This window comes from Streptomyces sp. NPDC127108 (genome assembly GCF_042677545.1).
GTDB lineage: Bacteria > Actinomycetota > Actinomycetes > Streptomycetales > Streptomycetaceae > Streptomyces.
Genome location: NZ_JBHXTE010000012.1, coordinates 119,784 through 142,925, shown reverse-complemented (window position 1 = coordinate 142,925; position 23,142 = coordinate 119,784). Strand labels below are relative to the sequence as shown.

Here is a 23,142-nt window from a genome sequence, read left to right as displayed (position 1 = left end):
CCGCCTCTCCGGGCTTGGACCGTTCACTCCGCCCAGGGTGACGAGATGGCCTTTGCTGCTCTGCGCACCGAGGTCGTCAATCGGGCTGACCTCATTGCTGTGGTGGAGCGAGCCGCCAACGAGCTCGGTACCCGGGACGGGGACCGTCCCTACGATCTGCAAGAGGACCTTGCGCTCAACGGACAGATCGAGCCGTGCCTTTACGTGGCTCAGCAGGCTGTCGTCACTGCGCAGGAGGGAATGAGCGAGTCCGGAGAACCTAAGCAGGACTTCTGGGGGTGGGCTGCGGTACGTGGCAACAACCGGACCATGGCAAGACAGAGCCTCTTCGGGCTGACGTCAGCGGAGGTGCTGACGGGTGTTCCGATGGAGAAGCTCGGCGTGGGCGGACACGACGTGTCGGTTAATCCGTCGTTCTGGTCGAAGAGGATCTCCGAGCGATTCAACGAGGAGTATCGTCGGGCCGTCGCTGACGATGACGTGAGTGCGCGTGCCTTCCGTGCTCGCATGGTGGCCGTAGTGGATGCCGACCTAGTGATTGGCAGTCCGACGCCGAAACGGCTTTACCAGATTGTGCAGACCAGCAATCGCCGCGATCACGTTCATCCGCCTCTTCAGTTCAAGCCCAATGACCGGGCGCGGGCGCTGGGGCGCACGATCATCGGCGCGTACGTCAATGAGAGCATCCTCGACTCAGCCACCGCAGATGTCCTGACGGGCGACCTGCCTCTCAGCGAGCTCCCTGGGATGCCCGTGGATGCGCCCATTTCTGTTCAGCGCGACATTCGGTCGATGCGTCTGCTCACGGAGTTCTTCCCGACAGAGAACGAGACCGCCCGACGCAGGGCTATTCGAGCCGCACTCAGCGAACCCGCGCCCTCGCAACTGAGTCGCGAGCACGTGAATCAGCGGCTGCGCGCGTGGTCGGCCCTCACCTCGGTCAGCTTCTCGACTCCGTGGAACCCGCGTGTCGCAGACGTGCTCGACGTCAAGACAGCCAGGGAAGGCATCACGCTTTCCGAGCGCACACTGACGCAGCTTCTGGATGATGCCGAGAGCGATGTGGTGGCGTTCGACGAACTGCTCCTGTACCGCGCGCCCAACTGGCTGGCCGCGTTCGACATTGTCGAAGCAGACCGAGGATCCATGGGTGCCCAGCGTGTCCACGCCGCGGCAAGCGAGGACGAGGATGGCGAGGAGGTTGCGCTGAGGATTCGACGGGGAACCGCCAACGCGCTGAAGGCGATGCGGGCTGACCGCATTCGTGCCCTGGGCTTGCTCCGAGAGATCGCCGCGACCATGGACGAGGGGCGCGACCAGCCACGCCGAATCGACTCGGAGGGTGATACCGCCGAGGGAGAGGCGAACCGCGATTGGTTCAACGAGGTCTTCCCGAAGGCCGCAGCTGTCCGAGGCCGTATCGTGGTCAAGGCTGATCCGGGCGCCACGGCTCCGCCACCGGAGAGCGACACCGCTGCTGTTGCGCGACTACTCCGCGAGATCGCTGCGACGATCGACGGGCTGCAGGAAGGCGTCAAGCTTGTACCCGAATTCCTGGACGAGGTACGCGCTCACGCCCGTGCAGCCGGCATCGGCAGGCCGATGCCGGAGACTCAGGCCGCCGCATTCGTTGTGCAGCTAACGCAGATCTCGATTGACTTGCGAGAGCTTCCGGAGATGGTTCTGTCACTCGGGCGAGATTCGGGCTGACCCAAACCTGGGGCGGCGCGTCCCGTGGATGTGCCGCTCCAGGTTCGTGCCGCGCATAGGCCGATGGTTGCTCGCGTGGGCTCAGCGGCGGGTCCGCTGCTGCCCCTGCAGGAGCGGTACATCCAGCTGCCGTGTGGGCAATTGGTGAGCGTGGCGGATTGGTTTCCTACTTCTTGGGCTTCTTCCGCTTGGCCTTCTCCTTGCCCTCGACCTGGGCCTTCTACGCCTTCTTGGCGGCCTCTCGGGTGGCCTGCTCTTCCTCGGCCTTGCGCTGGCAGGGGACCAGCTTGGCGGTGGCCTCGGCGGCGCTCTTGCCGACCTCAGGCAGCACGCCCTGGTAGATGTCCCGCGTGATGTGGGTGTCGCTGTGCCTGAGGGTGTTCGACACGATCTTGATGTCGATGCTGGCGGCCAGCATGAGAGCGGTAGCGCCGTGGTGCAGGTCGTGCAGCCGGATCGGCAGGAGGCCGGAGACTGCGACGAGCCGCTCGAAGACGTCGGTTACCTTGCCGGGGTGGAGCTAGGAGCCGTCCTCCTGGGTGAAGACGTGGCTGGTCTCGGCCCAGGGCCAAGCCCCATTCCTCGTGGTCCGCATCTGGCCGTTCGCGGTGCCGCTTCAGAATGTCGACGGTGTCGTCATCGAGCGCGACCACTCGGTACCCGCTGTCGGTCTTGGGATCGGATAACTCGACCTTCCAGCCGCCCTGCACGAGTTGGGAGGAGACGGTGAGGGAGTGAGCGTCGAGGTTCCAGGACCTCCGCGCCAATGTGAAGGAGATCCTCGACGCCTGCCAGGCATCGCGCTACGGCTTCGCCACGTGGCGCCTTCCTCTCGTACTGGCCGATGCCCTCGCCGCATCCCGCGCGTACTCGGGACATGAAAAGGAGGAGGCCCACGCCCGACTCGCCCTGACTTACCAAGGCGCGGCGATGGTGCTGGGCAAGGTCGGGGAGTCGGAGCTGGCATGGATCGCCGCCGACCGCGGTCTGGCAGCCGCACAACACAGAGGCCAGAGCGCAGTGACGGGCTCGCTCTTCCGAGCGGTCACGCACCGTCTGCTGGCTACCGGGCGCTTCACTGCGGCGACCCAGCTGGTGAACGATGCGGCGGTCGTCATGCAGCCGGAGCTGCCAACGCAGACGATGAACACCTCTCCGTGTACGGCGCGCTCTTTCTCGCTGGCGCAATGGCGGCCGCACGAGCAGAGGACCGAGCAACCGCGCACACCTTCCTCCAGAAAGCTGACGAAACCGCACAACGGCTGGGCGTCGATGCCAACCACGTGTGGACGGCCTTCGGCCCGACCAACGTGGCCATCCACTGCGTCACCACCGCCGGAGAGCTCGGTGACATCCAGATAGCCGCCGACCTTGGAGCACGAATCGACACCAGCGGCCTGCCCGTAGAGCGGCGCGTGCGGCACAGCCTCGAAGTCGCCCGAGCGCTCTAGCTCCTGGAACCTAATGGACGAAGCTCTGACCACCCTGCTGGACGCCGAACAGGCTGCCCCTGAGCAGGTACGCCACTACTACCTGAGCAGGGAACTGGTCATCGGGTGGATACGCGGAACCCGAGGGCGGCCGTCGCAGCCCGTGGCCGACCTGGCCCGCAGATTCCGTATCGTCGACAGCTAGAGTCCAAACCGTGAGTGAGAACGAGCACGAAGCGAAGATGGCCCACCCGCGCATGGCAGCCGGCGCGCTGTTCTTCGACGACGCTGACCGGGTCCTGCTCGTCGAACCCTCGGACAAGGACTACCGCGACATCCCCGGAGGGTACGTCGAGACCGGGGAATCACCCCTGCAAGCCGGTGTGCGCGAAGTCCACGAGGAGCTCGGCATCAAACCCGCGACTGGCCGCCTGCTCGTCGTGGACTGGGCGCCGAACCCGGGAGAGGGGACAAGGTCCTCTAGTTCTTCGATGGGGGCCATCTCGGCGAGGCCGAGCGCCAGCACATCGCACTGCAGGCTAACGAGCTCCGCAGCCATGACTTCCATGACCCTCAGTAGCTCCCGGAACTCACCATCCCGCGCCTTGTTCGCCGGATCGCCGCTGGCATCGGAGCCTGCGTCAACGGCACGACGACCTACCTAGAGCATGGAAGTGCGCCGAGTGCTGAGTAGACCAATGGCGGCCCTCGAACAGGGCAGAGTTGGGTCGACCGGACGAACCTGACGTGGCCACGCATGAGTTAAGACTGAGTACGTCCCTCACGACGTGGTGGACTCGCGCCTGACGGACGTCGCAGCAGTCACTGGGCCATTGGCCACACTGCGAGAGCTTAGTGAGTAGTGTTTGGACGGTTCGGATTCATTAACTTTCCAGCACTGTGGTAGCGCAGGGTGTTGGCGTGGCGGATGGTGGTTGCCGTGAGCATGGAAGAGCTTGCCCAACAGGGGTACCTGACACCTGACGGGGTCAGGGGCAAGCGGTTCGGCGACTTTGAAGTCCTGGAGCTCGGCGCCACTACGGTCACGAGGCTCGCCAAAGCTGGTTTGGACTTCACACCAGCGAGTGCCGTTACGTTCCCCTGCGAGCGCTACAAGGCCCCGAAGCGCGCTGGCCTTGTCAAGCCCGACAACGTCTATCTCCACAGGATCGCTGGCAGGCTCGTCCCTATCGCCGTTGCCGAATGGAAAGACAAGGCGCGCCTCCGAAAGAGCTCTGATGAACTAGCTGCGGCAGAACAAGCAGTAGTTGGTGCGCTTGCGATGGGTGTTCGCCTGGCACTCACTACGGACGGCGAGCGTTTTCGGTATATCGATGCAGCCGCCTCGGCGGCATCAGGAAAGATCGTAGAGATCCAGGAGGTTCGAGATTTCACACCGTCCGTACTTTCCGATCTCTATAGAGGGGAATCAGATGTAGAGCGGGACCCGCGTCCACTCTCCGAGAAGGTGTGGCAAATCATCTGGCAGACGACGAAAGCCGAGCCTAAGGATTGTCTGCTCACTTTCGTTGAATTCTTCATGCTGAAATTCCTGTCCGACAATCTTCCGCTCTCGGTACTCCCCACAGATTATCGATTCGACGTCTTGCTATCCGATCCGGACGAGTTCGCCCGAAGTAAGGGGTGCACTCAGATCGAGTACTATGTCAACAGTATTCGTCCGCGCATCAAACAGGTCTTTGCGGAGCGTCTTGTGGTCGATGACGACAAGGTGCGGAACGTATTTGGTCTCGCTACGATTACTTCGTACACGTCGATCATTAATGGGTTCGCATTTCTGCGCTCATCAGTCACAACCACGATTTCATCATACAATCGCACGTTCTGTGAAATCCTGAATGAATTCCAGGATTTCGGCGCTCTAACTAATATCGATCCAGAGTTCAAGCTTCGTCTGTACGAGACATTCTTGAAGCGCTCTGCTCGTCAGCAGCGTCTCGGGCAATTCTTCACGCCCCGAAACGTCGTGAAGCCGATGGTGAAAATGGCAATGCTAAATGCGTTGCCTGAAGAATCGGTGGTGTTGGACCCTGCAGCGGGAGTGGGCGGCTTTCTACTGGAGCCGCTACTCTTCTCTGATGCGCTCCCCGGGAACGTAACGTTCGTCGACGGTCAGCCTCGCCAGCGGGTCAAGCTGGTCGGTGTGGATGTCGATGCCTCAACAAACATACTGGCGAAGGCCAATATGTTGCTACACCTCGCTGAATCAGTGCGCGACCCACAAACTACACCGGAGGCCCTTAACCAGGCCCTGGTTAACACGTTCATTCTGATGAATGACAACGAGACGCTCGGTGGGCTGCTTTATCCGCCGCGTGGCTCAGTTGACGTCATCCTCACGAACCCTCCGTACGTGACGCAAGGATCTGCCGTTTATCGGAAGGAGATTGAGCACGTAACTGGCAAAAAGAATGGCGTCTATCTCGAAAAGTATTACGACACGGGTGGTCTTGGGGTAGAGGCTCTATTCCTGCGATATATCTCTGGTGCGTTGAAGCCTGGTGGCAGGGCGTTTGTTATCGTCCCTCTGGGTTTGCTAAATCGGACCGCTCAGCGAATGAAGAAGGAGCTGCTGCGGGAATGTAACATCCTTGCGAGCATCCAGCTTCCTCGGAACGCATTCTTTAATACGGCCCAGCCGACGTACATTCTTGCTCTGGAGCGTCGCCGGGTTAAGGACCAGTCCCGTCCGCCAGTCTTCTGTGGTATCGCACGAAGCATCGGAGAAACGCTTGACTACGAGCGGGTCCCGACCCCTGATGATAACGATCTTGCCACGTTGGCGGATCTGTTCGTTCACTACATGAACAACGGGGCGGCCGATTCTGTCGTTCGTCCGGTGCAGTATGCTGGCTGCAAATATGCAAAGATTGTGCCGGCCAGTTGTTTTGATCCTGACGAACGGTGGGATGTATTCCGTCATTGGACGGACGCGGAGCATATCGAGCTTGGCGAGCGCGCTGACACAATTGAGCGCGGTGAATTCATCGATCTGGCTACTGAGACCCTGCAGGAACTGATCGATGATCTTCGGCAAGCCAAAGATGAGCTCGCGCAGCTTCAGAATGGTGAAGTTAAGGAATTTGCACTTTCGGATTCCAGTCGATTTCAGGTCCGCTCAGGGGTTAGGATCAGAAATGTAGACCTGCGCGATAATCCAGGTGATGTTCCCGTATACTCGGTATTCACTCGCCCTGAAACAATTAAGGGAATGATCGACCGCGACTGGCTGGCAGAGCGCGGAGTTGAGCCGGAGCCCTACCCATGCGTCACAGTGATGGCCACCGGGGCATCGGCTGTTGGAACGGTGTTCTATCGCGAGGCCAACTGTGTCATGACAGACGATGTAGTCATCGTGCAACCCTGGCCGAAGTCACCAACGGACGGTCAGCTCGAGCTCGATGACGAGACCTCGGAGCCTGCCGGTGATGAGAGGGACGACGGCGCGGAGCCTCCAGAGCACGATATCGATCTTGGGTACCTCGCGGTTGCAATGGCGCAGACGATTGCACAGGGCGGCTACGTATATGAGGCGAAGCTGTACACGAAGCGTGTGGCCCAACTCACTATCGAGGTCCCGGTTGATTCTGAAGGGAAGCCTGACATCGAGAGGCAGCGGCAGATTGCCGCGGTGGTGAAGCGGCTGGACCAGATTCGGTCCAAGCTGCAGGAAACTGGCACCTGGAGCAAGGGCGTGCGCCTGGCCTGACGCCTAATGAGCATTCCGTGTGGCAGTGTCTCCGCCACACGGAATGCTGGTGTGGTCGGCCCGGCTCAGCATCAGGGGCCGATCATCTCTCGCGTGCTCGTTCCGCGGGGCACCGGCACACGAGGCAGCGCGATGACAGTCAGCCGCGTAAGCATGTCCAGGGGCAGTGAGGCCGATGATGAGACCGTCCCTCTTTGCCTCGTTATCACCGCCAGCGCGCTGCACCGCGACCTCCTGACGGATCGCGAGCTTCAATTCCTCTGGTTCGGTTCGCGAACGTGGGACACAGTGAGCCCCTCAACGGACCGCAGGATTTGCGAGGTTGAGCCACAAGATCATTCATCCTCTTCTTCCGCTTCTTGGCGCAACCGGTCGGCGATGTCCACTAGGGAACCGCGCTGCGGAACGAACCAGCGCCGCGTGCCCTGAAGCGGTCTGCTCTGGTGACCGGCCTCCACGAGCATCTTCTGAGCTAGGCCGGTCGGCGAGTATGCGACACCGTCCACTGCCCATACCAGGCAGTTGCGGCGTTGCCGGGTCCAGGTCGCACGAGCCCGGCGTGCGTCCGCCGTGAGCCAGGGGGTGAGCTGCTGCTGTTCGCGGCCCGGGACTGGGCGGAACTCGACGAGCGTCCCTTCCTCCAGCGCGTTGTTCTCGAAGATCACGGTAACTGCGTTGGCTTGCCGTGCGTGCCGTTCACGCTCGGACGCACGGTACTCCGATGAAAGGGGCGGAGGTCGATTGCCCCCCTGCAAGGTCGCCAGAGCCGAACCAGCGACGTCCGAATATCGCTCAGCATTGCGGAAGATGCTGCTCACCTGACTCTTGGGTCCGTATCCCGTGTCGATCCAGTGGATCAGCGTGGCTACGGCAGCTTCCACGAGCTCGGCGACGCATGCCGGTACCGTCGGCCAATCGGATTCCGGAATCTCCTGCCAGCCTCGGGGCAGGCGTTGGAAGGCCACGTGGGCGATGAGCAATCGTCCAAGGTCGGCGAGTGTGCCAGCGCGCCCCTCCCATTGCGGGCGTTGCACGTCGATCTGCTGCTCGATCTCCCGCAGCACCAGGATGGTGCGCCAGGTCTTCACCGCGTCGGTATAGCGGAGCGGAAATAGCCGGTGGTGCTGCTTCGGATCCCAGAGAAGATCGATGTCTACATTGGCTTGGAAGGATAGTTCCGGAGAGACATGAGCGCAGGCGAGTGCGGTTGCGGCCTCCCTGAGAGTGCAACCGTCGTCCTTTGACTGTGGTGGCTCCTCGCCGCGGCGCAGGACGTAGGTTTTCCGCAACCGAAGCAGAAAGTCGTCGCGGAGCTGCTGCTGCACCTTCTCTAGGGCGATGAAGTCCTGGGGCTCCACCCTGTTCTGGGTGTTGGTTGTTCGGGTGACGTCGTGGTCGAAGCCCTCCGGGCAGTCCGTCAAGGAGATGATGCGGACACTGATCCGTGCGCGTGTGACGACATCCGGGGTTTGCTGGTACGCCTCGTGGACGGAGGCGACCGTCTGAGCACCATTGACGATGCTTGCTCCCTCCATTTCCAGGTCCCCCCGAGGGCCCATGATCACTTTGTCGCACAGCACCGTGATCCCGTTGTTGAAGTACCAGAAGTACTCGGGCCTTCTACGAAGGGTCTCCACAAGGGTGCGATTTACCGCGGTGACACCGAGCGGATTGCGGATGTTCCGCTGGAAGAGCCGGTGGTGGTTGTCCTCGTACCAGCGCGCGACCTCCGCGCCTCCGATCGTGCCGTGGTAGGCCAGGATGGGATCCTTGATCGGACTGACATCGACAGCTGAGGCCGATGCTTTCAGCTTGATCTGGGGTTCGGCGATTCCGGAGCGCAGGATGCGGATGAAGTCCGGCAGCCGCAGGGTGCGCAGGCGTAGCGAGTCCTCGTACTCCGCGCAGAACCGGTCGAGAACCTCCTTGGCTTCGGCCCCCATCGGCTGGGTCCCTGCCCAGGCCGGCAGCAGGGTGATCTGTACCCGCGGATTGCTGAGCGCCCGTTCCAGATCTGGGATGAGCGGCGTCAGCTTAGCGTTGAAGTACTGGTACTCCCGGGCGATCAGAAGTTCCAGACCGTTCTTTAGGTCGAGGGCAGCGCCCTTAGAGAAGGTGGCTGTGCCGTCACTACTCCACTTCGCCTGCACCACCCAGACCTGGGGCTCTTCTGAGGCGAGATCCACCGCCACGGCGTCGATGCCCTGGTCGCCGAACGAGTCGATGACGAACTCGGCGCAGCGTTGCAGCGGATAGCCGGTGAACTCGCGGGTCGCCAGGGCAGCCAGAGAACGGGAGAGAAATGAGCTCCGCTGGATTCGCTGCTCAAACTTGGATAGATCGTCAACAGCAACGATGTCAGTGAACTGCTCATCAAGGGCGTGTTCAAGCTGCTGGGCGTGCAGAGCGGTCACTGTGCTCCTGTCGGCGGCTGGCGGCCGCGCTGGGACGGTGGTGAGGGGGATGCCCACACCTCATCAGCGATTCAGGTTGCTTGCCTGAGAGCCTCCACGTCAAGCGCCGCACAGGTCTGCGACTGTGGGTGGGGTGACCGTCGGAAGTATTCCAGCTGAGTGCGATGCGTGAGCGGCCGGGACGGGGCCCGTTGGACTGAGCATCACGCCATCGAGCCCGGCAAGCCTCTGAACGGGCAAACCCGGATTGAGCACGATCACGGATGACCACCCGTCACGATCTTGTAAGCCCTCGTAATGCGTAGGTCTCGGGTTCGAATCCCGAAGGCGGCTCCGTTGGGGTCCGGCTCAGACAGTGTCTGAGCCGGGCCTCTTTTTGTTTTCCGGGGGGTGGTGGGGCGGGGGACCTGGGATCGGTAGGGGGGCCGGGTGGGGGACGGTCCGGGGATGGGTCTTCAGGGGATGGTCGGGCTGTGGTGGGTGGTGCCTGGGGGGATCGCGTTGGTGGGGTACGCGTGTTCCTTGGGTGGGGTCACTCGGGTGCAGCGGGCCGTGTGGGTGCGGGGGACGGTCGTGGAGGTGCAGCCGCCCGGGCACGGGGAGTCCAAGCAGGGTGGGGTGCCGGTGGTCGTGGCCTTTTGGGATCCCGTCGGGCAGCGGGAGGTGCGGGTGCGGCATGCGGGGAAGCGAGGGCATGTGGTGGATGTGGCCTGGGTGGGGCGGGAGTTCGCGGTGTGGTTTCCGCGGGGGCGGCCTGAGCGGTTTCGGTTGTTGGAGGACGCGGAGGGGGAGACCCGGGGGCTTGGTGCGCCCAACTGCCTCGTGTTCCTGATGTGCGTGGGGTTGGTCGTCCAGGCGTTCTTCGTGTGGGGGTACGGCGTGGGGCTCCTGGGAGTCGGGGGGCTGCTGGGCGCTGTCGGTCTGCTCAGCCGTGATGTCGCCCTTGCCCGGGAGCGCGGTGCCCTGCTGGCGGATGCTGTTGCCGTTCCTGGGCGTGTCATCGCTGTCAGCAGGGACGTCTACACCGATGGCGAGGGCGACGAAATCGTCAATCACGCTCCTGTCGTCCAGTTCACCACGCGGGAGCGGCTGCTCGTCACCGCCCTCTGCAGGGACGGCATTCCGAATCCCCGGTCGTCCCTCGGGCGTGACCTCGTCATCCATTACGCGCCCGGCGATCCGGCCGTCTTCACCCCCGACCTCGACCATGACCGGCGCGATCGTGCCGCCGCCGTCCGGTTCATTCGGTCTCTGGTCGGAGCGGGGGGCATCGCCGTTGTCCTGGGGGTGATCTCCCTTCGGTATCCGGGGGTTTGGGCCGCCCTCAGTTGATGATGTTGGTCAGGGCCGCCCAGAGCAGGGGGGTGTGCTCCGGGCCGCGGGTCGTGCGCCAGTGGTTCAGTCGGGCGCGCTGCCAGTGGGCCAGCCGGTGTACGGGGTCCTCGTGTTCGTGGGCCGCGTCGACCGCGATCACGGCCTCGGTCAGCGGGCGCAGCTGATCCGGTACGGACGCGAAGCGGTGGAACGCGAAGCTCGTCGGCAGGACCCAGCGGGTCGCTGTGACCAGGTGCGCGCCGTTGTGGATCATCGCCGTGGCCAGGCCGAAGGATTCGGTGAAGCGCAGGTCGCCGCCGCTCTCGCAGGCGATCAGGGCCACGCGCGGGGGTGCGGGCCACAGGCGCGCTCCCGGTACGCCGTCCGGTTCGAGGGGGAGCGTGCCCAGGAGCAGGTCCTTCGCGGACAGGGGGCGGTGGGTGCGGACCGGGGCTGTCAGGCCCCTCGTCTCCGGGCCGCACGTGAGGTGGAGCGTCACGTCCTCGCTCCGGCCCGCCTCCAGCGGCGCGCCGCTCACATGGCCCACGTACAGGAGACGGCGCGCTCCCTCGCGCAGCACCTCGCTCAGCCACTCGCGGTCCAGGTCCGTGCGGCGCAGCGCCTCGGCGGGGGTCGATACGGGCGGTGCGATCGGGCCCGCGTCCATGTGGCGCCGGATCAGGGCGAGGAGCGCGGGGTCCGTGCCCGGGGGGCCCAGGACCGAGCCGAGGGGGGAGTCCGCCCGGAAGCCGGGGATCCGGGGGTCGAGGATCAGGACGGTGGGGGGAGCGGAGGGGGTGGTGAGAGAGGAGGGGGTGGTGGAAGTGGAGGGGGTGGTGGGGGTGTTGGTGGTGTCGGGCGGGGGTGTGTGAGGGGCGGGGGGTGTGGGGGCGCGTAGGGACGCCGGGGTTGTCGTGGCTATGTCCGCCAAGTCGAGCAGGCGGGTGTCCTTCGTGGTGTCCGGCGCGTCCACCGCCAGGAGTTCCCACGGGACCTGGGCCACTCGGGGTGACGGCTGGAGGCGTATCAGGGGGCGGCGGCCGCGGTGCGCCGACACCTGGCGGATCTGGTCCGTCAGGGCCGGGGGCCACAACGCCTCGGCCAGTACGCGTGCGAGGCGTCGCTCGTCCTCGTACGTGGCCAGCGCCCCGGACTCGAACGCGCGCCGCATCCCCTCCCCGGATCCGCCCCCACCCGGCAGCGCCGCCGTCAGCGCGCCCACCGCCTCGTCCACCTCCCGCGCCGGGGCGTGACCCGTGCCGAAGCCCTGGGCGCCGCTGGTCCACGTCCACGTCATGTGGAGGTCGTCGGCGTCGGCCAGGCGGACCTGGACCACCGGGCGGTTCGGGTGGGTCAGGTCGTTGTCGTCGGCGGCCAGAACGGCACCTCTTCCTCGCTCACGATCCGCCGGTGATAGCGGAACTCGGCTGCCTGGATGTACTCCTGGAGCGCGATGCGGCCTGTTTCGGGGGACATCAGGATGCGGGGTGGCGGTGCGACCCGCAGGCCGACGGAGGCCGCGGCCTCGGCCGCCACGCCGCCCAGGGCCATCGGGGAATCGGTGTCAGCGTCGGTGTTGGCGCCGGTGTCAGTGCCGGTGTCGGTGTCAGCGTCGGTCCCGGTGCCCGTGCCGGTTTTCGTCTGCGCGTACGTCTTCATGGCCGCGTTCGGGAAGGTCATCCCCGCGTCGGGCAGCGAGGGCCGCGCACCGTCCGTACGCTCCGTACGATCCGTGCGGCTCAGGGCCAGTGACGCCCCCGCGCAGCGGTGTTCCACCAGCTCGAAGATCAGGCCCTGGTCCTGGGCGCGCAGGGCGAGGCGGAACACCAACCGCATGGCCTCGTCGGCGAGTTGGTGCCACTGGCTGCGGGCGTGGGCGCCGGCGAAGTCGTGGCGCGCCGCCTCCAGGGCCAGCGCGGCGGGCAGGGCGAGGGAGAGCGCGTTCGCGAGGGACGTCCGCTCGTGGTCGCCGTGGTCGGTCCGGTTCAAGTTGTCCTCGAGGGTCCGCGCGAGCATGAGGTCCACCTGCGCGCAGCGTTCGTACACGCCGCGCTCCTGGTAGACGTCCCGCGCGGTCTGGGCGAGCCGCTTCATCTCGTCGATGTCGCCCCGCTCGTACGCGTGCCGGGCGCCCATCAGCATCGTGTCGGCGGCGGCGACGGCGGCGCCGAGGCGCTCGAAGCGGGCCAGGCTGGACGCCGTCAGGCCGGTCGCGTCGGCGGTGTCGCCGCGCCATGCGGCGAGGGCGGCGCGGGCCTGCTCGCAGACCGCCAGGTCCTCGGACTGGCCCTGCCGTTCGAAGACCGCGGCGGCCTCGGCGTACAGCCGCTCCGCGCGGTCGAGGTCTCCGGCGCGCATCGCCGCGTACGCCCGGTGGGAGAGGAGCTGCTGCTCTCCCGAGGTGTGTCCGAGCGCCCGGTAGCCCTCCTCCGCGCGGGCGAAGTAGTCCTCCGCCAGGTCGAAGCGGTGCGTCGACGCGCAGATGACGCCGAGGCAGTCCAGCAGGTGCGGTTCGACCGCGGGTGCCGTCGTGAGGAGGGCCGAGGCGAGTTCCTCGGCCGCGCCCCACTCGCTGCGGTCGAGCAGCAGGTGTACGCGGGCCATGCCGACCTCGGCGCCGCGCAGCCCCTCGGGGTCCGCGAACTCCGGCAGCACGGCCGCCGCCTCGTCCGCCGTGGCCTGAGCCTCGTCCAGGTTCCCTGTCCTGCGCAGCAGTTCGGCCCTGGCGAGGAGCGTCTTGAGCAGGACCTCCAGCCACAGTTGGCGGCCGCGCGGGCCCATCGGGGCGGACGCGACGCCCCTGACCAGGCCGAGGGCACGCTCGATGGACCGGGTCGCGGCGGGCAGGTCGGTGGCGGTGAGCTGGACGGACCCGAGGTCGCAGAGGAGATGGCCGCGCAGGAGTTGTACGTCGGGGGAGTCCTCGATCGACTCGGCGAGGGCGAGGAGTTCGGCGTAGACCGCCTGGGCGGCGGGGAGGTCGGGGGTGAGCTGGTGGTGTTCGGCGAGGGCGAAGCCGGTGTCGAAGGGTTCGCCATAGCTGAAGGGTTCGCCGTAGCTCAGGGGGGCGGGTTGTTCTTCGGCCTGTTCCTCGGCTTGTTCCTCGGCCTCTCTGTCTTCCGGCATGCGCTAGTAGTCCTCCTGTACGGCGGCGGCCGCGATCTCGGCGAGGAACGGCTCCGTGCCCGTGCCCTCCCCGGCGCGCGGCTCCGCCGCGTTGGCGAGGCGGCGCCGGGTCAGGGCGCGGACCCCGGTGCGGGCGGCGCCGTCAGGGGCGCCGGGGCCCGGGTCGAAGCCGGGCAGGAGTACGCCGACCTCGATGCGCGGCGACGTCGCGGCGGCCGGGAGTTGGAGGTCCGCCCTGCCGGTCCACAGGTCGTCCCGGCGGGCCAGCGGGACGCGGTGCGGCGGGGCGCCGTTCACCTCGACCTCCGCCGCGAGGAGCACACCGCCGGAGGGTGCCGCGGCGTCGGCGACCACCTCGACCTCGATCCGGCGTCCGGCGCCGAGCGCGTACGCGGTCCAGGACACGGCGGTCTCGGCCGCGTCGACGAAGCCGGGCGGGTAGCGGTGCCAGTCGTTGGTCCCCGTGCCGCGGGCGATCACGCGGCCGCCCGCGGGGAGGGGGGCCGCTCCGGCGGTGAGGGCGTAGTCGCGGGGGAGGAGGGCGGTGAGGTCGAGGGGGGTGGCGCCGGGGGTGTGCCCCGTACCGGCCTCCAGGGCCGACCGGAGCCGACGCCAACTCTCCCCGTCCACCCCCGCGTTGTCCGCCGCGTCGTCGAGGAGCCGCAGCACGCTGTCCAGTCGGTACGCGGGGTCCGTCGGCCGCCGTGCGGCGCGCCACCAGCTGATCAGCGGGTCGAGCGAGGCTCGGTGGTCCTCGAGGAGTACGGCCGCGTCGCCGTCGGGCTGGTCCTCCAAGTCGTCGAAGAGCTGCTGGCACGCGTGGGTGAGGGCGGCCAACTCCAGGCCGAGCAGGTCCGGTTCGAGGGCGGGGATCCCGTCGAGGTGCGATGTGGGCCACCAGCGGGCCGCCCAGTGGCCGAGGGCGAGTCGGGCGGCGCTGTCCGCGAGGGCGGTGGGCTGCGCTGGTAGGGCCATCTCGCCGGGCGGGGCCACCTTGCCGGGCAGGGCCATCTCGCCGGGAAGGGCCACCTCGCCCGGCAGGATCACCTCACCCGGCGGAGCCCCCGCATCTGGCGGGAGCGGCGCCGCGAGGACGTCCACGGCACCCGCGACGCCCTCGCCGTACACCGCCCACAGCCACTGCTGCGCCCGCCCCACGTCATGGATCTCCGCCGTCGGCAGCCCCGGCGCGCCGAGGACGGGCCAGGTCAGGACGGCGCCGGCGACATCGAGGACGGCCCGGGTGCAGGCGGGCCCGACGGCCGGGCCGCCGACGCGTACGGTGTCGTCGTCGGCCCGGGTGATGTGGACGTCGGCCTGCGGCTCCGGCATCACGCGCTCCTCGGCTCGGCCGTACGTGCGGCGGCCGTCGACCGGGCTTCGGACGGAACGGCGTCGGACGGCGGGATGTCGGGCGACAGGGCATCCGACGACAGAGCGTCGGACGACAAGGCACGCAGCGCCGCCCGGACCCGCGCCCGGTGGTCCATCATCACCGACCGCGCGACCCCGTCCAGCACCGCCCAGGCCGCCGCCGCGTCCGCGAGCGCCGCGTCGCGGACGTCCCGCCCGTGCAGCCGCACCCAGAGCCGCCGCATGTACGCCGACCACGGGGTACGCAGGTCGTGGGCGAGGGCTTCCAGCGGGCCGCCGTCCGGGTCGGGGCGGGGGGAGACGGTCATCCGGCGGGCCCGCAGGACCGAAGCCTCGCGCTGCCAGCGGCTGTTGACGATGCGGTGGGCAGCCGTTTCCGCAAGGACGGCTGCGGCTCCCGGCCCAGAGGCTCCCCCCGACCCACCCACCCCACCACCCCCGCACCCCAGCGGATCCAGCCCCACAGCCAGCCTCCCGCCGAGCAGAACAACCACCCGCAAGCTCTCGTCGTACAGCCCGAGCGGAGCACAGCTCCGGCCGACCTCCCGCCGCACGAGTTCCGGCACCGTCGGCAGTTCGTCCCGGTGCGTCGACGTCTGGAGGACGGTGAAGAGCCGCTCGAAGAGCGTGCGGTCGAGCGGTGCGGGGAGCGTCGCGGTCGACGCGCTCCGGCCGACCTCCGGGCGCGGCGGCACCGGGTGCGCGGTCAGTCCCAGGTGCGTCGGTACGTCGGCACGCCCCCACACCCCGCTCGTGTCCGTCCGCAGGGCGCGCCCGAGTGCGTCCGTCCGCAAGGCGCGCCCGAGTGCGTCCGTCCGCAGGACGCGCCCGAACAGGCTGCCGTGTCCGCCCCGGACCATGGTGGCGAAGGCCGCCGCACTGTCCCCCGGACGCGGGCGCTGGTCCGGCGTACCGTTCGTACCGTTCGCACCGCAGACCTCAAGGACCTCCGCCGCCAAGCCGATCGCCGTGCTCACATCCGCGTCGACGTCCAGGTCCGCCCGACCCGCCTCCCAAGCGGCGGTCAGCACCTCGTCGAGCCGCGTGCACCGCCCGGCATCGGCCAGATGCTCCCTCAACGCCGCCACCGTGCGCCCACCGGTCACGTCCGCGACGTCCTCGACCACCGCCCGGGCCACCGCGTCCGCCCCGGCCGTCGGTGCCCCGTGCTCGGTCGCGAGCTCGAAGCAGCGCTGGAAGTAGAGGTCCTGGGGGTTGCCCGCCACGATCCCCAGCGTCCGGCGGGCCTTCTTGAGCAGCGTGAACCACTGGGCCGTGGCCACCAGCACCGCACCGGAATCCCGGATCAGCGAGTCGAGGCGGTCGGCCTCGCGCGGGCCGAGGAAGTCGGCCGCGAGTTCCGGGTGCAGGGCGGGTCTGACGATCAGCGGCAGCACGATCAGCTTGACCGTACGGGTCAACGGCGCGCCCCCGGGCCCGCTCAGCGCCCGAAGGACCGACCCGGCCCCGGGCTCCGCCTCCGCCCCGAGCCCACGCCAAGCGCTGTCGATGACCTTGGCCCGCGAACGGCGCCCGTCGCTCGGCAGCTTGCTCGCGGACGGCATGGCCCGAGATTACGTCGTCGGGGAACAGACGGTCGAACCTGGGATCGGTAGGCGAGACCCGCCCCCTAGCGTCCACGTCAAGCACGCCGGGCAGCACCACCGGCACGAGATCCGGCACCGGCACCAGCACCGGCACCAGAGCCAGAGACGGCACCAGAGGGGGAAGGCACACCATGGGACTCTTCGGAAAGCGCAAGACCCGCGAGGAGCGGGCCGCCGAGATCGCCGGGAAGGTGGCCTCCGGCAAGGGCTTCTACGGCCGTACGACGCGCGCGTTCCTCGGCGGCGAGGACTTCGCCAAGGTCCAGCAGTCGATCGGCGCGCACAACTCCGCCGCCACCGCACGGCAGTTGCTGGCCATGGGGGCGCCGACCACGCCCGCCGTCGTCGTGTCGATCAGCGACACCGGCAAGCTGGTCAACTTCGACCCGGTCGTCGACCTGGTCCTGCGGCCGTCCGGAGCCCACGCCGACCCGATCGCGCTCCAGACCATCGTGTCCAAGCTGCGGATCCCGCGCACCGGGGACCAGGTACTCCTGATCGCCGACCCCGCCCGCCCCGGCGGCTACCTCTACGCGGGGGACGGCGAGACGGCGTGACGTCACCACCGTACGAAGCACACGAACCCGACGAAGTCTTCGTGACCGACACAGTCCTGCTCTCCTTCGACGGCCGCGTGCTCGAGGTCTTCGGCTACTCCGACACCCACCGCATGCACGCCTTCCAGAAGCCCCGCCTGGACTTCGGCACCGGTCGCAGGCCCAGGATGGAGATCACCCTCACGTCGGGCGCGCGCCACTCCATGCCTTACGACCCGCACCGCATCGACGCGCTGCGCGCCTTCGCGGAGCGCCTTGCGCGCGCGGTGGCCGGTCGCGGGCGGTCGTGGCCCTTCCGGTCCGGTCAGCGGAACAACGCTTGCCCGGTCCGCGCTGCCCCGGGCAGCCTCGAACGCGTAGGAAATCCGGGTGATTCGGCGCTCGCCGGTGACGGCGGGCGTCGAGGGGGGAGCGACATGGCAGCTCAGCAGACACCGCACGGACCCGAGCAGCTCGTCGAGGCCAAGCTTGAGGAATCGGAGATCCGGGTCGTCGGGGAGACGGGGGCGGTGAGTCCGCAGGAACTGACGGGCAGGGGCTACACCTACCGGCACGACTGGGGCGCGTGGAACGGGTTCGTGCGCTTCAACCTCACGAGTTCCACCTTCACGGCCAACACGCGCGTGTTCGTGGCGGTGAGTGAACCCACCGGCGGTGGCGGCAAGTTCATCGGCGCGGCGCGCTACCTGGTGTACAACGTGGCGCCCGACAACGGCGTCATCTCCGTGCGCGTCCACATCGACTGGGGCAGCCCGCTCGGCGTGCCGATCGACTACTTCATCGTCAATCCGTAGTCGTCAATCCGTAGTCGGCAGTCCGTAGTCGGCAGTCCGTAGTCCGTAGTCCGGGGCGAGTCGGTACTGGACTGACACCTGAACAGCCAAGGCCCCCGCCTCGTCGCGGGGGTCTTTCCCATTCGGCTTGTCTGGGCCTCCAACTCCCCTTCCCGCCACGCCTACTGTGGTGCTCCTTTCGGGCCACCGAGCACCGGGGGGACCATGGAGCAGGGGCGTGGGACGCGGGCGGGCGGGGCGGACGGGCCCCCGGGCGGGCGGGGTGTCCTCGCGGGGGCGTTCGTGGTCCTGGACGAGATCGCGCGGGTCGGCGAGGCGGGCCTGAGCGCGCTGGCCTCGGGGACGGGGCTGCCCAAGACCACCGTGCACCGGCTGCTGGGGCAACTCGTCGAGCTGGGCGCCGTGGAACAGCATCAGGGGCGCTATCGCGTCGGCCCGACCCTCGCCCGTCTCGGCCGGTCGTGGACCGCGCACCGGTTCCTCGAGCGCGGCGCGGCCGGGCCGTTGCGGCACCTCGCCCTGGAGACCCGGGCCACGGTGTGCGTGGCCATTCCCTCCGGTGGGCGCATGACGGTCGTGACCGGGATCGCCGCGGCCGCCCGGGAGTTCTTCCCGCACCTGCCCGGCCAGACCCTGCCGCCCGACAGCGCGGCCGACGTCGTCTTCGCGGCCCTGGGGTCGCCCCCGTCCGCCCGCACGCCCCCACCCGCGCCCCCGCCACCCGACCACACCGCGAACCAGTGGGCCCGGCGCCTGCGCGCCGCCCGTGAGCAGGGCCTCGACCTCCACCAGTACGAATGGGGCGGCGAGCGGCTCTGCCTCGCGGTGCCCGTGCACGCCGCCTCGGGCGAGGTCGTCGCCGCCGTGGGCGTGGCCGTGCCCGACCCGCGCCGCCTCGCGCACACCACGGAGGTCGCGCGGCGCAGCGCCCGCATGCTCAGCACCACCATCCAGCGGTTCCCGCACGGACACCGGACCTGAGCAGGCCAGGTCAGGGCGCTGATGTCAGTGTGACGGCCTGTGCCTACGATGCGCCATGGACGCAGGACGGCTGGGTACGGCAGGACGGCCGGGTACAGGGGAGAGCATGGGCGCCGCAGCGGGTACGGAAGTCGGCTTCGGCGCGGTCGCCGCCGCGCACCCCGACAGGACCGCCCTCGTCGAGCCCGACGGCACCACCGTCTCGTACGGGGAGCTGGCCGCCCGCGTGAACCGGCTCGCGCACGCCCTCGCCGGGCTGGGCCTGCGGCCGGGGGACTGTGTCGCCGCGATGCTGCCCAACAGCCGCGCCTTCTTCGAACTGCGGCTCGCCACCGGCCGGTCAGGGCTGTACTTCACGCCGTTCAGCCACCACTTCACCACCGCCGAGGTGACGCATGTCGTCACCGACAGCGAGGCGCGGGTGGTCGTCGTGGACGCGTCGCTGCTGGATGTGGCGGGGCCCGCGCTGGACGCGGCCGGGATCCCGGCGGAGCGGCGCCTGGTGTGGCGGGCCGGGCAGACGCCCCAAGGCCCGCCCCCGGCGCGGCCTCGGGAAGCGTGCCTGGAGGCGTCCTCGGAGCGGCCTCGGGAAGCGTGCCTGGAGGCGTCCTCGGGGCAGTCTCGGGAAGCGTGCCTGGAGGCGTCCTCGGGGCAGTCTCGGGAAGCGTGCCCGGATGCGCCCTCGGAGCGGTCCCGGGAAGCACGCCCGGCAACGACCCCGGAGCCGCCCCCGGCCTGGACCGACTACGAAGACCTCCTCGCCACCGCCCCCGCAACCCCGCCCCCGCACCCTCGCGCCGGCGGCGTCATGCTCTACACCTCCGGCACCACCGGCCGCCCCAAGGCCGTCCGCCGCGCGCTGTCCGAAGCACCGCCGGGACCGAGCCCGTACGAACTGGACTTCATGGCGCGCGTCGGCGTGCGCCCGGGCGCGTACACGCAGTTGTGCGCCTCGCCGCTGTACCACGCGGCGCCCGGCCTGTTCGCGAACATGGCGATGCAGCTCGGGCACACGGCCGTGATCGCCGAACGGCCCGGTACGGAGGACTGGTTGGAGCTCGTCGACCGGCACGGGGTCGACGTGCTGTTCGCGGTGCCGACGGTCCTGCACCGGGTGCTGCGGCTGCCCGCCGAGGTGCGCGGGCGGTACGACGTGTCGAGCCTGAGTGCCGTCGTGCACGGCGCCGCGCCCTGCCCGCCCGACGTGAAGCGGCGTGCCATCGACTGGTTCGGGCCCGTCCTGTACGAGTTCTACGCGGCCACCGAGGGCGGGGTATCCGCCGCGGACAGCGCGGACTGGCTGGCCAGGCCCGGCACCGTGGGCCTGCCCCTCGCGGGCACCGACGTGCGGATCCTGGACGGGGACGGGCGGCCGGTCGCGGTCGGCGAGACCGGCGGGGTGTACTTCCGGCCCGTCGTGCCGTTCGCGTACTACAAGGACGCCGAGAAGACCGAACGGGCCATGCGGGGAAGGTACTTCACGGCTGGTGACGAGGGGTACGTCGACGAGGACGGTTGGCTGTACCTGCGGGACCGGCGCACCGACCTGATCATCTCCGGGGGCGTGAACGTGTACCCGGCGGAGGTCGAGGCGGTCCTCATCGCGCACCCGGACGTCGCGGACGTGGCCGTGGTCGGGATACCGGACGCGGAGTGGGGGCAGCGGGTCGCGGCCGTCGTGCAGCCCGAGCCGGGGACACCGGGCGACGACGGGCTCGCCGACCGCCTGGCCGCGCACTGCCGGGGCGCGCTCGCCGGGTTCAAGGTGCCGCGTGTGATCGAGTTCCGGGAGCGGGTGCCGAGGTCGGAGGCGGGGAAGGTGCTGCGGCGTGAGATCCGGCTCGACGCGGCGGCGGGGCCCGCGTCCGGCGCCTAGCGAAGGCGGCGGCCAGGCGGATTCGGTGCTCGGTGCCGGGAAAGGCGCATGAAAAAAGCGGGCACCCTCTCCCCGCCACTCTCAACGTATAGCTCACCGGGGGGCTTGCGGCAAGGCCCCCGTGGTGCCGCAGAATCGCCCGCCGAGGCCGGGAACAGCGGACTCGGGGCGCGATCTCGGGGCGCGATCTCGGTGCGCGGACATGGGGAGCGGACATGGGGAGTGGCGACATGCGTGTGGTTCTTTCGACGTACGGGTCGCGCGGGGACGTCGAGCCGCTGGTGGGGCTCGGGGTGCGGCTGCGGGAGCTGGGCGCGGAGGTACGGGTGTGCGCGCCGCCGGACGAGGAGTTCGCGGAGCGCCTCGCCGGTGTCGGCGTGGAGATGGTGCCGGTCGGGCAGTCGGCGCGGGCGCTGACGACCGCGGCGCGGCAGCCGAAGTCCCTGCCGGAGCGCGCGGCCGAGCTGATCGCGAGCCAGCTCGACGCGGTCACGGCGGCGGCCGAGGGGTGCGACGCGCTGGTGGCGACGGGCATGGTGCCCGCGGTGGCGGGTGCGCGTTCGGTGGCGGAGAAGCTGGGCGTTCCGTCCGTGTCGGTGACGTTCCAGCAGCTCACGCTGCCGTCGCCGCACCACGCGCCGCTGGCGTACCCGGGCCGTCCGTTCCCGCCGGAGGTGACCGACAACCGGGAGCTGTGGGACCTGGACGCACGGAGCATCAATGTCCTGTTCGGGGACGCGGTCAACACCAACCGGGCGTCGATGGGCCTGCCCCCGGTGGCCGACGTCCGCGACTACGTCATCGGCGACCGGCCGTGGCTGGCGACGGACCCGGTCCTCGACCCCTGGCGGGCCGCCGAGGGCGCGGGCTTCGGCTTCGACGTGGTGCAGACCGGCGCCTGGACGCTGCCGGACGAACGCCCGCTCCCGGACGGCCTGGTGGAGTTCCTCGACGCGGGCGCGCCCCCGGTGTACGTGGGTTTCGGCAGCATGCCGATGCACGGCTCGGACGACGTCGCCCGGGTCGCCATCGAGGCGGTACGCGCACAGGGCCGCCGGGTCCTCGTCCGGCGCGGCTGGGCCGACCTGGCCCTGATCGACGACCAGGACGACTGCTTCGCCGTCGACGAGGTCAATCACCAGGCCCTGTTCCGCCGGGTGGCGGCCGTCGTGCACCACGGCGGGGCGGGTACGACGACGACGGCTTCCCGGGCCGGTGCGCCGCAGGTGGTCGTACCCCAGGCGACGGACCAGCCGTACTGGGCGGGCCGGGTCGCCGAGTTGGGCATCGGTGCGGCGCACGACGGGCCGACGCCGACGTTCGCGTCCCTGTCGGCCGCGCTGGGGACGGCGCTCGCGCCCGGGACCGGGGAGCGGGCGGCGGCCGTGGCGGCGGCGGTCAGCTACGACGGGGCGGCGGTGGCGGCGAAGCTGGTCCTCGGACTCAGCTGACCGGCGCGAGCCCCAACCCCCGCACCAGATCCCGCAGTTCGTCCCCGTACAGCACCGCCGGATCGTCGATCTGCGGCCGAAGGAGACCGTCGATCTCCAGCGTCACGAGCCCGTGCATCCGCCCCCACACCCGCAGCGACAGGGCGAGCGCGGCGGGGGTGAGGTCGGGGAAGGCGGCGCGGGCGACGGCGGTGAACGCCGGGTCGAAGTCGCCCCAGGCGTAGGCACTGGCGTCCCCGGCGGGCCGGGCCGTCGTCGCGAGCTCCACGATGCCGAGGCACAGCTCGTACTCCGCCTCGGCGCTCTCGGCCGTGTCCGCGCGCGGCGCCTGGGCCCGCCCGCTGAACAGGAGCCGGAACTCCTGGGGGTGCGCGAGGGCCCACGCGCGGTAGGCGAGGCCGTGGGCCAGGGCGCGGGCGGCGGGGACCGTCGCGGGGTGGGTGTCGCGGGCGGCGCGGAGGTGGGCGGCGAGGTCGCGGTAGGCGTCGGCGGCGAGGGCGGCGAGGAGGGCCTCGCGGGTGTCGAAGTAGCTGTAGAAGGTGCCGGGCGCCATGCCCATGTCGCGGGCGATGCCCCGCAGGGCCACGGCCTCCGCACCCTCCTCCACCAGGTGTTTCAGGGCGGTCGCCTTGATCTCGGCGGTGGTCTGGGCGCGATGGCGTTCGCGGCGGCTCGCAGCAGGCATGGCTCCATGGTACGGCGAGCAAAGGTTGAACAGTGTTTGGAAATTGGCCGATGTTCGAGCTATGGTCCTGGCACATCCGGAAACCAGCGGCAG

General features: G+C 68.9%; 16 protein-coding genes and 2 pseudogenes. 11 read left to right on the top strand and 7 right to left on the bottom strand.

Annotation, left to right across the window (positions count from 1 at the left end):
* Positions 1-45: 45 nt before the first annotated feature.
* Entirely contained in the window at positions 46-1,710 is a 1,665-nt protein-coding gene (locus ACFVHO_RS12810) for a hypothetical protein (RefSeq protein WP_385712907.1), read from the top strand.
* A 220-nt stretch (positions 1,711-1,930) separates the two neighbouring features.
* On the opposite strand, the pseudogene ACFVHO_RS12805 reads toward ACFVHO_RS12810, so the two are convergent.
* A pseudogene (locus ACFVHO_RS12805) lies at positions 1,931-2,459 on the bottom strand (tyrosine-type recombinase/integrase); the annotation flags it as partial.
* Positions 2,460-2,867: 408 nt separating this feature from the next.
* Here ACFVHO_RS12805 and ACFVHO_RS12800 point away from each other — a divergent pair.
* From ACFVHO_RS12800 to ACFVHO_RS12785, 4 genes and pseudogenes are all read left to right on the top strand, one after another.
* Positions 2,868-3,161, top strand: coding sequence for a hypothetical protein (locus tag ACFVHO_RS12800; RefSeq protein WP_385712905.1), 294 nt, complete (start codon positions 2,868-2,870; stop codon positions 3,159-3,161).
* Positions 3,162-3,174: 13 nt separating this feature from the next.
* The gene (locus ACFVHO_RS12795; protein ID WP_385712904.1) at positions 3,175-3,345 is read left to right on the top strand and encodes a hypothetical protein; all 171 of its coding nucleotides are present in this window, start codon (positions 3,175-3,177) and stop codon (positions 3,343-3,345) included.
* A 37-nt stretch (positions 3,346-3,382) separates the two neighbouring features.
* Positions 3,383-3,834: pseudogene (locus ACFVHO_RS12790) on the top strand (NUDIX domain-containing protein).
* A 252-nt stretch (positions 3,835-4,086) separates the two neighbouring features.
* On the top strand, positions 4,087-6,870 hold the full coding sequence (locus ACFVHO_RS12785) for an N-6 DNA methylase (RefSeq protein ID WP_385712981.1): 2,784 nt from the start codon (positions 4,087-4,089) through the stop codon (positions 6,868-6,870).
* Between the two features lie 335 nt (positions 6,871-7,205).
* On the opposite strand, the gene ACFVHO_RS12780 is transcribed toward ACFVHO_RS12785, so the two are convergent.
* Positions 7,206-9,284, bottom strand: a complete 2,079-nt coding sequence (locus ACFVHO_RS12780; protein WP_385712902.1) for an AIPR family protein — start codon at positions 9,282-9,284, stop codon at positions 7,206-7,208.
* A gap of 573 nt (positions 9,285-9,857) precedes the next feature.
* On the opposite strand from ACFVHO_RS12780, the gene ACFVHO_RS12775 reads away from it, so the two are divergent.
* Complete coding sequence (locus ACFVHO_RS12775; RefSeq protein WP_385712900.1) at positions 9,858-10,616, top strand: DUF3592 domain-containing protein; 759 nt, start codon at positions 9,858-9,860, stop codon at positions 10,614-10,616.
* Here the strand turns inward: ACFVHO_RS12775 and ACFVHO_RS12770 are convergent.
* The 4 genes from ACFVHO_RS12770 to ACFVHO_RS12755 are packed head-to-tail and all read right to left on the bottom strand — an operon-like array spanning position 10,609 to position 16,663.
* A complete protein-coding gene (locus tag ACFVHO_RS12770; protein WP_385712899.1) occupies positions 10,609-11,934 on the bottom strand; it encodes a hypothetical protein in 1,326 nt (441 codons plus the stop codon). The genes ACFVHO_RS12775 and ACFVHO_RS12770 overlap by 8 nt on opposite strands.
* 17 nt (positions 11,935-11,951) lie before the next feature.
* The gene (locus ACFVHO_RS12765; protein ID WP_385712897.1) at positions 11,952-13,724 is read right to left on the bottom strand and encodes a tetratricopeptide repeat protein; all 1,773 of its coding nucleotides are present in this window, start codon (positions 13,722-13,724) and stop codon (positions 11,952-11,954) included.
* A gap of 3 nt (positions 13,725-13,727) precedes the next feature.
* Positions 13,728-15,056, bottom strand: coding sequence for a hypothetical protein (locus ACFVHO_RS12760; protein WP_385712895.1), 1,329 nt, complete (start codon positions 15,054-15,056; stop codon positions 13,728-13,730).
* Positions 15,056-16,663, bottom strand: coding sequence for a hypothetical protein (locus ACFVHO_RS12755; protein ID WP_385712894.1), 1,608 nt, complete (start codon positions 16,661-16,663; stop codon positions 15,056-15,058). Before ACFVHO_RS12755 ends, ACFVHO_RS12760 begins: the two co-directional genes overlap by 1 nt.
* 173 nt (positions 16,664-16,836) lie before the next feature.
* Here ACFVHO_RS12755 and ACFVHO_RS12750 point away from each other — a divergent pair, with 173 nt between their 5' ends.
* From ACFVHO_RS12750 to ACFVHO_RS12730, 5 genes are all read left to right on the top strand, one after another.
* Positions 16,837-17,262, top strand: a complete 426-nt coding sequence (locus ACFVHO_RS12750; RefSeq protein ID WP_385712892.1) for a hypothetical protein — start codon at positions 16,837-16,839, stop codon at positions 17,260-17,262.
* A gap of 41 nt (positions 17,263-17,303) precedes the next feature.
* Positions 17,304-18,056 carry a hypothetical protein gene (locus tag ACFVHO_RS12745; RefSeq protein ID WP_385712890.1) on the top strand — a complete coding sequence of 251 codons (753 nt, stop codon included), beginning with the start codon at positions 17,304-17,306 and terminating at the stop codon, positions 18,054-18,056.
* A 204-nt stretch (positions 18,057-18,260) separates the two neighbouring features.
* On the top strand, positions 18,261-19,037 hold the full coding sequence (locus ACFVHO_RS12740) for a helix-turn-helix domain-containing protein (RefSeq protein WP_385712888.1): 777 nt from the start codon (positions 18,261-18,263) through the stop codon (positions 19,035-19,037).
* Positions 19,038-19,143: 106 nt separating this feature from the next.
* Positions 19,144-20,913 (top strand): AMP-binding protein, encoded by a 1,770-nt coding sequence (locus tag ACFVHO_RS12735; RefSeq protein WP_385712886.1) that lies wholly within the window; start codon positions 19,144-19,146, stop codon positions 20,911-20,913.
* A gap of 230 nt (positions 20,914-21,143) precedes the next feature.
* A complete protein-coding gene (locus ACFVHO_RS12730) occupies positions 21,144-22,364 on the top strand; it encodes a glycosyltransferase (protein WP_385712884.1) in 1,221 nt (406 codons plus the stop codon).
* Here ACFVHO_RS12730 and ACFVHO_RS12725 read toward each other — a convergent pair.
* The gene (locus ACFVHO_RS12725) at positions 22,357-23,049 is read right to left on the bottom strand and encodes a TetR/AcrR family transcriptional regulator (RefSeq protein WP_385712882.1); all 693 of its coding nucleotides are present in this window, start codon (positions 23,047-23,049) and stop codon (positions 22,357-22,359) included. The two genes, ACFVHO_RS12730 and ACFVHO_RS12725, sit on opposite strands and share 8 nt — an antisense overlap.
* Positions 23,050-23,142 lie beyond the last annotated feature (93 nt).